General features: G+C 36.9%; 6 protein-coding genes, 3 tRNA genes and 3 rRNA genes. 3 read left to right on the forward strand and 9 right to left on the reverse strand.

Annotation, left to right across the window (positions count from 1 at the left end):
- Positions 1–192 precede the first annotated feature (192 nt).
- The gene (locus D4Z93_RS11380; protein WP_119974330.1) at positions 193–1047 is read left to right on the forward strand and encodes a ComEC/Rec2 family competence protein; all 855 of its coding nucleotides are present in this window, start codon (positions 193–195) and stop codon (positions 1045–1047) included.
- 23 nt (positions 1048–1070) lie between these two features.
- Here D4Z93_RS11380 and D4Z93_RS11385 read toward each other — a convergent pair.
- The 8 genes from D4Z93_RS11385 to pckA form a co-directional block, all read right to left on the reverse strand.
- Positions 1071–1145 (reverse strand) — tRNA-Asn (locus tag D4Z93_RS11385).
- Between the two features lie 16 nt (positions 1146–1161).
- Positions 1162–1278, reverse strand: a 5S ribosomal RNA gene (gene rrf, locus D4Z93_RS11390).
- Between the two features lie 161 nt (positions 1279–1439).
- Positions 1440–4340 (reverse strand): 23S ribosomal RNA (locus D4Z93_RS11395).
- Positions 4341–4588: 248 nt separating this feature from the next.
- A tRNA-Ile gene (locus tag D4Z93_RS11400) sits at positions 4589–4665 on the reverse strand.
- Between the two features lie 3 nt (positions 4666–4668).
- Positions 4669–4744: transfer RNA gene (locus D4Z93_RS11405), tRNA-Ala, on the reverse strand.
- A gap of 87 nt (positions 4745–4831) precedes the next feature.
- A 16S ribosomal RNA gene (locus D4Z93_RS11410) occupies positions 4832–6344 on the reverse strand.
- The 16S, 23S and 5S rRNA genes sit together here with 3 tRNA genes alongside, the layout of an rRNA operon.
- Before the next feature lie 752 nt (positions 6345–7096).
- The gene (locus tag D4Z93_RS11415) at positions 7097–7930 is read right to left on the reverse strand and encodes an undecaprenyl-diphosphate phosphatase (protein WP_119973644.1); all 834 of its coding nucleotides are present in this window, start codon (positions 7928–7930) and stop codon (positions 7097–7099) included.
- A 115-nt stretch (positions 7931–8045) separates the two neighbouring features.
- The gene (gene pckA, locus D4Z93_RS11420; RefSeq protein ID WP_119973646.1) at positions 8046–9647 is read right to left on the reverse strand and encodes a phosphoenolpyruvate carboxykinase (ATP); all 1602 of its coding nucleotides are present in this window, start codon (positions 9645–9647) and stop codon (positions 8046–8048) included.
- 348 nt (positions 9648–9995) lie between these two features.
- Between pckA and D4Z93_RS11425 the strand changes: the two genes are divergently transcribed.
- Both D4Z93_RS11425 and D4Z93_RS11430 read left to right on the forward strand, forming a co-directional pair.
- On the forward strand, positions 9996–11354 hold the full coding sequence (locus D4Z93_RS11425; RefSeq protein ID WP_162920300.1) for a Mur ligase family protein: 1359 nt from the start codon (positions 9996–9998) through the stop codon (positions 11352–11354).
- 25 nt (positions 11355–11379) lie between these two features.
- The gene (locus D4Z93_RS11430; RefSeq protein WP_119973648.1) at positions 11380–12111 is read left to right on the forward strand and encodes a type 1 glutamine amidotransferase; all 732 of its coding nucleotides are present in this window, start codon (positions 11380–11382) and stop codon (positions 12109–12111) included.
- Positions 12112–12170: 59 nt separating this feature from the next.
- Here D4Z93_RS11430 and D4Z93_RS11435 read toward each other — a convergent pair whose 3' ends face one another.
- Positions 12171–12983 carry a polysaccharide deacetylase family protein gene (locus D4Z93_RS11435; RefSeq protein WP_119973650.1) on the reverse strand — a complete coding sequence of 271 codons (813 nt, stop codon included), beginning with the start codon at positions 12981–12983 and terminating at the stop codon, positions 12171–12173.
- Between the last annotated feature and the right edge of the window lie 27 nt (positions 12984–13010).

The raw sequence follows: 13010 nt of genomic DNA on the forward strand, positions 1-13010 counted from the left end.
TTCATATTTTTGTATGAAAATTTATATTGTTATCATTTTTGCTTTTTAAAATGCTTAAAAGGATTTTTTTTAATTAAGATTGGCACCATTATTTAATGTTAAAATTCAAATGTTCTGTTCACAAAACTGTTTAAAAGAATAATAGTTGTAAATATTATTAATACATACTTGTTACTAGGAGGAATTGTTATTATAGATTTTCATAAAAAATATTTTAGATTTTTAGTAGTATTATTAGTTATAGTTTTTACTATAACTGGATGTAGTTCATATAAAACATTCGCAAATGTTGAAAATGAGAGAATAAAAATAAGTTATATAGATGTCGGTCAAGGCGATAGTGAATTAATTCAAGTTAACAATAAGAATTTACTTATTGATGCCGGTCCTTCTCAAAATACAGATAAGCTAATTTCATTTTTAAAAAGTCAAAAAATACGTAAATTGGATTATGTGATAGCCACTCATCCTCATGAAGACCACATAGGAGGTATGCCTGCTATAATAAAAAAATATCCAATAGATAAGTTTTATGCTCCAAAAGTTATTGCAAATACTCAATTTTTTGAAAACATGGTAACTGCATTAAAAGATAAAGACATGAAGATATATCCGGCTAAATCCGGGATGAGTATAGATCTGGGTAAAAATACGAAATGTAATATAATAGCTCCAAATAATAATAAATATGAAAACTTAAATGATTATTCTATAGTACTAGTAATATCTTATAAAAACTGCAAATTTTTATTTACAGGAGATGCCGAAAATTTAAGTGAAGAAGAGATACTTAATAATAATTATGATATTTCATGTAATGTATTAAAAATCGGACATCACGGAAGTAAAACATCTTCATCTGACGAATTTCTCGATAAAACAAGAGCAAATATAGCAGTTATAAGTTGCGGCAAAGATAATGATTATGGTCATCCAAATAAAACAACTTTAGAAAAGCTAAAGAGGCACAATATTAAAATATATAGAACGGATTTAGAGGGTAATATAATATTGACGAGCAATGGAAATAGTATATTTAAATATTAAATAATATATGCAAAAAATAAAAATGGCTCCGCGAAAAGGATTCGAACCTTCAACCCTTCGGTTAACAGCCGAATGCTCCACCGTTGAGCTATCGCGGAACAATATAAGTTTTATACCTGGCGGTGACCTACTCTCCCGCAGGGCTGCCCCTGAAGTACCATCGGCACAATAAAGCTTAACCTACCTGTTCGGTATGGGAAGGAGTGTTACCTTTATGTAATAACCACCAGATTGCTGATTGCTTCTAAATCTTTGATTTAGATAAATATGCATTGACTAAAACTCTAATAAAATTTATACTAACCGGAGGTTTATAAATAAATCCCGGCTAATTGAGATTGTTCTCTCAAAACTGCACAGTAAAGATAGAAGAAATTGATTAAGAAAAGTAACTGGTCAAGCCCTCGACCTATTAGTATCAGTCAGCTGAACATATCGCTATGCTTACACCTCTGACCTATCAACCTTGTGTTCTTCAAGGGGTCTTACTAGCTTACGCTATGGGAAATCTAATCTTGAGGTGGGCTTCACGCTTAGATGCTTTCAGCGTTTATCCCGTCCCGACATAGCTACCCAGCCGTGCTCCTGGCGGAACAACTGGTACACCAGAGGTCAGTCCATCCCGGTCCTCTCGTACTAAGGACAGCTCCTCTCAAATTTCCTGCGCCCGCAGCGGATAGGGACCGAACTGTCTCACGACGTTCTGAACCCAGCTCGCGTGCCGCTTTAATGGGCGAACGGCCCAACCCTTGGGACCTACTTCAGCCCCAGGATGCGACGAGCCGACATCGAGGTGCCAAACCTCCCCGTCGATGTGGACTCTTGGGGGAGATCAGCCTGTTATCCCCGAGGTAGCTTTTATCCGTTGAGCGATGGCCCTCCCACGAGGTACCACCGGATCACTAAGCCCGACTTTCGTCCCTGCTCCACCTGTATGTGTCGCAGTCAGGCTCCCTTCTGCCTTTGCACTCTGCGAACGATTTCTAACCGTTCTGAGGGAACCTTTGGGCGCCTCCGTTACATTTTAGGAGGCGACCGCCCCAGTCAAACTGCCCGCCTAACAATGTCCCGTGACCAGATAAATGGCCTCCGGTTAGAATTCCAGTACTGTCAGGGTGGTATCCCAAGGGTGACTCCACCAGGGCTGACGCCCGGGTATCTAAGTCTCCCACCTATCCTGTACAGACAATACCGAAACTCAATGTTAAGCTGCAGTAAAGCTCTACGGGGTCTTTCCGTCCAACTGCGGGTAGCAAGCATCTTCACTTGCACTACAATTTCGCCGGATTTGCTGTTGAGACAGTGCTCAAATCATTACGCCATTCGTGCGGGTCGGAACTTACCCGACAAGGAATTTCGCTACCTTAGGACCGTTATAGTTACGGCCGCCGTTTACTGGGGCTTAAGTTCATACCTTCGCCATACGGCTTAGTATTCCCCTTAACCTTCCAGCACCGGGCAGGCGTCAGCCCCTATACATCAGCTTACGCTTTAGCAGAGACCTGTGTTTTTGCTAAACAGTTGCTTGAGCCTATTCTCTGCGGCCATCAATAAAGATGGCACCCCTTATCCCTAAGTTACGGGGTCAATTTGCCTAGTTCCTTAACAGCAATTCTTCCGATGGTCTTAGGATTTTCTCCTCACCTACCTGTGTCGGTTTGCGGTACGGGCACCGGTTTACTCCATAGAGACTTTTCTTGGCAGCGTGGAACCGGATACTTCTCTCTTAAAAAGAGATCCCTGTAACACCTTAACTAATCCCGGTGGATTTACCTTCCGGGCACGTCTAAGTGCTTAGACACACATCCAATAGTGTGCACATCCTATCCTCCTGCGTCATCCCATCTGTCAAACGCAAACTGGCGGTATTGGAATATCAACCAATTGTCCATCACCTACGCCTTTCGGCCTCGGCTTAGGTCCCGACTAACCCTGGGAGGACGAGCCTTCCCCAGGAAACCTCAGGTTTTCGACCAATAAGATTCTCACTTATTTCTCGCTACTTATGCCAGCATACTCACTCCTGTACGGTCCACCGCTCCTTACGGTACGGCTTCAATCCATACAGGAAGCTCCTCTACCACTCTTACGAGTCCATAGCTTCGGTGGTAAGTTTTAGCCCCGGACATTTTCGGCGCAGGATCTCTCGACTAGTGAGCTATTACGCACTCTTTAAATGAGTGGCTGCTTCTAAGCCAACATCCTAGTTGTCTTAGAAATCCCACATCCTTTACCACTTAACTTACACTTTGGGACCTTAGCTGATGATCTGGGCTGTTTCCCTTTTGACCACGGATCTTATCATTCGCAGTCTGACTGCCGGGATACAAGTAAATGGCATTCGGAGTTTGATAAGGTTCAGTAACTTTTTAAAGCCCCTAGCCTATTCAGTGCTCTACCTCCATTACTCAGTCCCGACGCTAGCCCTAAAGCTATTTCGAGGAGAACCAGCTATCTCCGGGTTCGATTGGAATTTCTCCGCTATCCACAGCTCATCCCATGGTTTTTCAACACCAACGCGGTTCGGACCTCCACGGAATTTTACTTCCGCTTCATCCTGTCCATGGATAGGTCACCCGGTTTCGGGTCTACAGCATGCAACTGGTCGCCCTATTCAGACTCGGTTTCCCTCCGGCTCCGTACCATAAGTACTTAACCTTGCTACATACCGTAACTCGCTGGCTCGTTCTACAAAAAGCACGTCGTCGCACTTAAATGTGCTTCGACCGGTTGTGGACACACGGTTTCAGGTTCTATTTCACTCCCCTTCCGGGGTTCTTTTCACCTTTCCCTCACGGTACTGCTTCACTATCGGTCACCAGGTAGTATTTAGCCTTGGGAGGTGGTCCTCCCAGCTTCCCACAAGGTTTCACGTGTCTCGTGGTACTCTGGAATAGATCTAACTAAAATTCTTTTTTACTTACAGGGCTTTTACCTTCTGTGGCGGAGCCTTCCAGCTCTCTTCAATTAAAGAATAAAAGTAATTGTGATCTACCCGCAACCCCAGGAACAAGTTCCTGGTTTGGACTCATTCTCTTTCGCTCGCCGCTACTAAAGAAATCGATATTTCTTTCTCTTCCTCCGGGTACTTAGATGTTTCAGTTCCCCGGGTGTGTCTCTATAAACCTATGAATTCAGTTTACAGTACATGACGTTAGTCATGTGGGTTGCCCCATTCGGAAATCTACGGATCACAGGCTATTTGCGCCTACCCGAAGCTTATCGCAGCTTATCGCGTCCTTCTTCGACTCCTGGTGCCATGGCATTCACCATGCGCCCTTTGTAGCTTGACCTTTTAAGTAAAAATTGCTATAAACTCCGTATCTTTCTGTCAAATGTTTCGCTCAGACACTCACTTACCTAAGTAAGCTCCGCTCTTCGCCCGACATTTTCCGCAAGCTACCCGTTTCTATCAATTTTTACCGGTTAATTAATAATAATATATGTTAATATATATCAAATAATTAAGAATCTTTAATCAATTTTACAAAGTAATAACTTTACTTTAACTTTCTTCTCTGTGCAGTTTTCAAAGAACAAATGGTGGGCTTAAATGGACTCGAACCATCGACCTCACGCTTATCAGGCGTGCGCTCTAACCAGCTGAGCTATAAGCCCATATGGTGGAGATAAAGAGACTCGAACTCTTGACCCTCTGCGTGCAAGGCAGATGCTCTCCCAACTGAGCTATACCCCCATATATTAGAATTGTGAACAATATAAATCAAACAGATAAATATAAACCAGTCTTTAAGATAGAGTTACCTATCTTACGACTCCTTAGAAAGGAGGTGATCCAGCCGCAGGTTCTCCTACGGCTACCTTGTTACGACTTCACCCCAATTATTAACCCCACCTTCGGCCGCTGGTTCCTTACGGTTACCCCACGGACTTCGGGTGTTGCCAACTCTCATGGTGTGACGGGCGGTGTGTACAAGGCCCGGGAACGCATTCACCGCGACATTCTGATTCGCGATTACTAGCAACTCCAGCTTCATGCAGGCGGGTTTCAGCCTGCAATCCGAACTGAGGTGAATTTTAAAGTTTGGCTCACCCTTGCGGGTTTGCATCTCTCTGTATTCACCATTGTAGCACGTGTGTAGCCCTAGACATAAGGGGCATGATGATTTGACGTCATCCCCACCTTCCTCCCGGTTGACCCGGGCAGTCTCACTAGAGTGCTCAACTTAATGGTAGCAACTAATGATAGGGGTTGCGCTCGTTGCAGGACTTAACCTAACATCTCACGACACGAGCTGACGACAACCATGCACCACCTGTCTCCCTGCCCCGGAGGGCTTCCCTAATTACAGGTAATTCAGGGGATGTCAAGTCTAGGTAAGGTTCTTCGCGTTGCTTCGAATTAAACCACATGCTCCGCTGCTTGTGCGGGCCCCCGTCAATTCCTTTGAGTTTTAATCTTGCGATCGTACTTCCCAGGCGGAGTACTTATTGCGTTTACTGCGGCACAGAAGGGGTCGATACCTCCTACACCTAGTACTCATCGTTTACGGCGTGGACTACCAGGGTATCTAATCCTGTTTGCTACCCACGCTTTCGTGCCTCAGCGTCAGTTACAGTCCAGAAAGCCGCCTTCGCCACTGGTGTTCTTCCTAATCTCTACGCATTTCACCGCTACACTAGGAATTCCGCTTTCCTCTCCTGCACTCCAGATATCCAGTTTGAAATGCAGTCCCCGGGTTAAGCCCGGGGTTTTCACATCCCACTTAAATATCCGCCTACGCACCCTTTACGCCCAGTAAATCCGGACAACGCTCGCCACCTACGTATTACCGCGGCTGCTGGCACGTAGTTAGCCGTGGCTTCCTCCTTTGGTACCGTCATTATCGTCCCAAAAGACAGGGCTTTACAATCCGAAAACCTTCATCACCCACGCGGCGTTGCTGCATCAGGCTTCCGCCCATTGTGCAATATTCCCCACTGCTGCCTCCCGTAGGAGTCTGGACCGTCTCTCAGTTCCAATGTGGCCGATCACCCTCTCAGGTCGGCTACGCATCGTCGCCTTGGTGAGCCGTTACCCCACCAACTAACTAATGCGACGCGGGCCCATCTCAAAGTGGATTACTCCTTTGGTTGCTTTACTATGCAGTAAAACAACATTATGCGGTATTAATCTCCCTTTCGGGAGGCTATCCCCCTCTTTGAGGCAGGTTGCCCACGTGTTACTCACCCGTCCGCCGCTAGATCCATCCCCGAAGGGATTTCTCTCGCTCGACTTGCATGTGTTAAGCACGCCGCCAGCGTTCGTCCTGAGCCAGGATCAAACTCTCAATTTAATTTCTTATATAAAACTCTTATTCAGAGTTTTGAGTTCAACTTAAGCTCATTTACTTTACTTTTAAGCTGCCAAAGCAGCTTCCAAAAGAATTGCTGGTTTATTTTTATTCTTCTCTGTTTGATTTTCAATGTTCAATACCATCAACATGGCTTTCTTAGAATATCACATCCAAGAACAGTTGTCAACATAATCACTAATATTTTTTTACAATTCCAAATATGATATGTTTTGACAACAGAAATTATTCTACCATAAATACATTAAACTCAAAAATGATTTAACGCTGTTATATTATTTTATAATCTTCAATTTCGTTATTACTATTTAATTCTAATATTTGCATATAGGGACACACTAGGAAACGTATATCTATACTATTGCTTATAGGAAGAGTTACAAACCCATAGGGTCAAATCTAAGCTTAACCTATGTGCAGGCCAAGATTTCTAAAATTTAGGCACATTAAAAAATTTTGTAGTAAGTCTTAGTGAAGCGTTCTTAAAAGTCTTAGTAGATTTTATATGTTTGAGTTTACGAGTTTATCAATCTTTATTAGATTTTCAAAATACCGGGCTTTAGAATTGCTAAAAGCATTTATAGTACCGGATTTTGTCAGCATCTCCCGGGGGATGGATTAACTTTTCATTTATAAACCCTATAAAGCTGATAAATGCACAGGTTTTAATTTGAAATATAAAAAAAATGAAGCATTTTTTGCCTCATCTTTTTTCTGTATATTCTATTTCAAAATTAAACAGTTAGTACTTTGGTAAATACAAGTCCTAATATCAAAGCTCCAATAATTATTCTGTAAATAGCAAACACTCTCATAGGTTTTCTTTTCAAAAAGCTTATAAAACCATCAACAACAACCAATGCAACTATAAATGCAACTATAAATGCAACTATAAGCGCTACAATTTGTGAGGAAGTCATCACAATTTTTATCTTAATTATTGAGAACAGACTCGCTGCTACCATCGTTGGTATAGCTAAGAAAAATGAAAATTCAGCAGCAGCAGAATTATTAAGTCCGCTTACCCATCCTCCCATTATTGTGGATGCAGATCGAGACATACCGGGCCACAATGACAGACACTGAAAGCATCCTATCTTAAAAGCCTGTATAATATTCACATCATCTATATCTCTTATTTTATTTCCTCTTCTATATCTGTTTTCCATGAATATCATCAGAAACCCACCAACAATCAATGCTAAGGATACTGTAACAGCATTAAATAATTTTGCTTTTATAATATCATTAAACAGAAGTCCAACTATCGCAGCAGGTATAAAGGCCACTAGCATATTTAGCCAAAGCTTAAATCCCCATTTTCCGGGTTTAAGATTTTCAAGTGATCCTCTTATCTTATTCCAGTATAAAACAACAATTGCAAGTATTGCTCCAAGCTGAATTACCACATCGAACATATCCATGTACGCTTTAGGATACATAGGAGCTTTAAATTTTATTAAATTCTCTACAATAATCATATGCCCCGTTGATGAAATTGGTAAAAACTCTGTTATACCTTCAACTATACCTATTATTACAGCTTTAAATATAAGTATAAAATCCATTCCTCACACTCACTCTCTAATACATTTTATTTATCAATAACTTTCTATATTATACTATCTTTATTTGTATTTATACAAGCATACACAAGAGAATGAGTTAATTTAGTATTAATAATTAAAAATTCATAGCTTCTTCATATTGCAAGCTCTCTATTGAGGGACCTGCTTTTGCAATTGAATTTGGAACACCTTTAAATTTCTTAAAGTTTTCCTCAAACTTATTGGCTAGAACCCTGGCTTTATCCATATATTTCTCTTTATCATCCCAAGTATTAATAGGATCCAATATATCTGATGGAACCCCTGGACATTTTTCCGGAATCATCACTTTAAATATTGGGTGTTCTACAAATTTATACTTTTCAATCTCTCCACTTATTGCACAATTCACCATAGCTCTTGTATATTTTAAGTTTATTCTATTTCCATTTTTAAAACCGCCATATAACCATCCTGTATTAATAAGATATACTCTTGTTTTATACTTATCTATATTCTCTCCTAAAAGTTTTGCATATATATATGGATTAAGTATCATAAACGGTTCACCAAAGCATGACGAAAAAGTCGCCTTAGGTTCTTTAATTCCTCTTTCAGTTCCTGCGACCTTGCTTGTATATCCTGACATAAAATGATACATGGCTGCTTCTTTAGTTAGTCTTGATATAGGTGGTATTACTCCGAAAGCATCTGCAGTCAAAAATATTATAGTCTTAGGGTTATTACCTACACCGTTCTCTTTAAGATTTTCTATATATTCCAAAGGATAAGCTGCCCTTGTGTTTTCAGTATATCGACTGTCATTATAATCGGGTTCTCTATTAGAATTAAGTACTACATTTTCAAGAACAGTCCCAAATTTTATAGCATTATATATTTCCTTTTCTTTGTTCTTGTCCAGTCTTATAGTTTTTGCATAACATCCACCTTCAAAATTAAATACTCCTTTATCACTCCATCCATGTTCATCATCACCTATTAATTTTTTAGTTGAATCTGTAGATAAAGTAGTTTTACCTGTACCTGATAATCCAAAAAATATAGTTGTATTTTGAGATTGATCAACATTAGCAGAACAATGCATTGGCATTACATGTTTTTTAGGCAACAAGAAATTCATAACTGAAAATACAGATTTCTTTATTTCTCCAGAATAGCTTGTTCCTCCTATGAGTATTATTCTTTTATCAAAATTTATTATTACGAATGCTTCTGAATTTATACCATCATCTTTGCCATTAGCTTTAAAACCAGGCGCAGATATTATATTAAACTCATTTTCTGAACAATCCATATCAGTATCAGAGGACTTCCTAAACAAATTATTTGAGAATAAAGCCTGAGAAGCATATTCACACACGACCTTTATAGGAAGTGAATATTCCCTTATTGCACCTACATGTCCGTTAAATACAAATAAATCCTTATCATTTAAATACTGAGTTACCCTTTTATATAAATCATCAAATATTTCCTCGCTAATTGGTAAGTTTACATCTCCCCAGTTGATATCATTAGCAACACTTTTTTGTTTAACTATAAATCTATCTTTAGGTGATCTTCCAGTATATTTTCCGGTATTTAATACCAGGGCACCATTATTAGCTAGTTTTCCTTCACCGTTTTTTATTGCAAATTCAATAAGTTCACTTTCAGTTAAATTATTGTACAAATTTTTATATCCAGTTATATTTAAATATTTTAGATCCATACGCATATATTATTCCTCCTTGATTATTATTAACTATAATTTTATACTATATGCTGTATTTTAAAATAATATATCACAAATATTATTTTAACTTATTAATGCTATACTATTTATTATAAATAATACACTATTTATTCGTTTTTGCATAGCCTTATTTTAATTAAATATCACTTTTATTTATTTAAGGTAAAAATATTGCCACTTTTATCTATAATACATAACAAATATTTATTTATTTTCAATCTGACTATATATAAGTCAAATTTTAGTGATGTAAAAAAAACAATATTGTATTATAATATTTAAGAGTTGTATATAAAACTTAATTAATACTTTTATTTATATAAAAGGGTGGTGTGGAAAATTAATATAAAATCTTTTTTCAGTATAGTTATTTCTAAGATTATAATAAAGTTATCAAGGGCACTATTTAAAGGCGGAACAAATTTTCCGGGAAAGGTAGCTCTAAAATTAGATAGGAATATATTAAAATGTATATGTAAAGATTTTAAAGTTATACTTGTAACCGGAACAAATGGAAAAACAACTACCACTAGTATGATATATAATATAATAAAGGGAAATGAAAAATATGTCATAACAAATAATACAGGTGCAAATATGCTTCCAGGGATAGTTTCCTGTTTCGTGGAGCATTTTTCTTTTTCAAGATGCTGTGAAACTAAATATGCAGTTATAGAATGTGATGAAGCAAATGTAAGATTATTTACTAAATTTGTAACCCCTGAAGTTATAACTATAACAAATTTATTTAGAGATCAATTGGATAGATACGGTGAAGTATACACAACTTTACAAAAGATAGTAAGTGGAATTAAAAATGTTCCGATGACAAATTTAGTTTTAAACGGAGATGAATCTTTACTAGGAGATTTAGATCTTCCTAACAGAACATTATATTATGGATTTAAATGTTCAACAAACAATGCAAAAACTATCGATATAAATGCAGATGCAAAGTTTTGTAAAAAATGTAAAAGTCCATATAAGTATAATTATTTGACTTATAATCATCTTGGAGATTTTTATTGTGAAAATTGTGGTTATAGACGACCTGATTTAGATTATGCCGTTGAGGAAATAAGAGAACAAACATCGCAAGGTTCGCTAGTATTGATAAATGGAAAAGAATATTATATAAATCAACCAGGTACTTACAATATATACAATGGCTTATGTGCTTATTCAGTAGCAAAAGTATGTGGAATAGAAGACCCTGTTATATTTCACTCATTGAAGAATCAACAAAGCAGTTTTGGAAGACAGGAAAGTATACAGATAGATGATAAAAATTTAAAAATAATTCTAGTTAAAAACCCAGCTGGTTATGATCAAGCTATAAATACGGTAGCTTTAAACAAAGGCGAATTCAACCTGTCAGTTCTCCTAAATGATAACTATGCTGATGGCAGAGATGTATCATGGATATGGGATGTCAAATTTGAAAAGTTAGCATCACTCAATATCAATAAAATAATGGTTTCAGGTGTAAGACTTTATGATATGGCAGTAAGATTAAAAATAGCGGGAGTTCCTGATGATAAATTCGTTATGTGTGAAAACTATGAAAACTTATTTAATGAAATAAAAACTTGTAATAATAATATAATATATGTATTTGCTACTTACACCGCTATGATAAGCTTTAGAAAATTTCTAAATTCTAAAGGATACATAAAAAAACTTTGGTAAATAGTTAATAAAGGAGTGCTATATAATGGAACTTAATATATGTCATTTATATCCTGACTTACTAAATGTATACGGAGACATTGGCAATATACTCATATTAAAATATAGAGCTGAAAAAAGAAACATAAAAGTAAACATATTTAATATTTCTATAGGTGATACATTTGACCCTGAGAAGTATGACATAACATTTTTCGGTGGAGGACAGGATTATGAGCAGTCAATAGTTTCTGATGACCTAAATCAAACTAAAAAATCAGAATTACTTGAGTATATAAACAAAAATAAAGTATTTTTGGCCATATGCGGTGGATATCAACTTTTAGGGAAATATTATACTACACCTGAAGGTGAACAACTTGAAGGGTTGAATATACTTAATATACACACAAAAGGCGGCAATACCAGATTTATAGGAAACACTGTTATATTCAATGAAGAATTTGGTGAATACTATGTTGGCTTTGAAAATCATTCTGGAAGAACATATATAGGTGATTTGAAACCACTTGGCAAAATAATTGCCGGATACGGTAATAACGGTGAAGACGGTTATGAAGGTTGTATATATAAAAATTGTTTTTGCACATACTTTCACGGTTCTTTATTATCCAAAAATCCAGAACTCGCAGATAGATTTATATCAACTGCACTATCAAATAAATATAGTGAACAAATCACTTTAGATCCTATTGATGACAAACTTGAGATAAAAGCTAAAGAATTCATTATAAACAGGGAAAGAAATAAAAAATAAACTTTTATTTATAGATAGAATTAAGGCTTGATATTAATATCCAGTAAACTGACCTCTATCTATAAATTTCTATTCATTATTCCCTCTTTTATCATCTCATCTTTTTCTTCCTTTGTTAGATCTCCAAGTGTCCTAAATTCAAAGCCTTGATTCTTTAAATATTTTATTACATCTGGAAGTGCTTCTACAGTAAAATATTTATAATAAGTATCATGCATCAGAATAACCGCAAGATTTTTATCCCTGCACTGCGTAATAATATTTTTTTTGATTTTCTCCACAGCAACTACATGACTGTCCGCATCACCAGAACAAACATTCCAATCAATATAGTCTATTCCTAATTTATTTAATGATCTTGTAATGTATCTCAAATTGTCTTTGCTAACAATTGTATTGGTAGATCCTCCAGGTAATCTCACACAATCTATTGGATCTTTACCAGTTATTTTGTTTATACTAATTTTACAATTTTCATAGTCTTTTAAATAAGAGTCAACCTGCTTATATATCTTTTTGTAATCATGCGAATAAGTATGTATGCCTATGCTCATTCCACTGTTACTTATATCCTTTAATATGTCCGGATTTTCTTCGGACTTAATTCCAACAACAAAAAATGTAGCCTTTACATTATTATCATTTAAAATTTTAAGTATTTTTCTAGTATTATTTACCGAAGGGCCATCGTCAAAAGTCAAATATACCTTTTTTGAGCATATTGGCATTTCATTACTCTTCTGTATATTCTGTTGCTTATTATCTACTTCTCCTGCTGTAGGTAAATTACGCTTTTCTTTAGGCATAATAAATGCAGACAATAACAAAAGAATAAAGGCAGTATATGTAAATGAATAGATAATTTTTTTCATAAAAACACCTTCCTTTATTTAATCTAT

The organism is Clostridium fermenticellae (genome assembly GCF_003600355.1).
Classification (GTDB): Bacteria; Bacillota; Clostridia; order Clostridiales; family Clostridiaceae; genus Clostridium_AV; species Clostridium_AV fermenticellae.

Bases quoted from the DNA above. Each gene is read 5' to 3' on its own strand.
- pckA (WP_119973646.1), bottom strand. From the start codon at position 9,647: ATGCGTATGGATCTAAAATATTTAAATATAACTGGATATAAAAATTTG.
- D4Z93_RS11435 (WP_119973650.1), bottom strand. From the start codon at position 12,983: ATGAAAAAAATTATCTATTCATTTACATATACTGCCTTTATTCTTTTG.
- D4Z93_RS11430 (WP_119973648.1), top strand. From the start codon at position 11,380: ATGGAACTTAATATATGTCATTTATATCCTGACTTACTAAATGTATAC.
- D4Z93_RS11415 (WP_119973644.1), bottom strand. From the start codon at position 7,930: ATGGATTTTATACTTATATTTAAAGCTGTAATAATAGGTATAGTTGAA.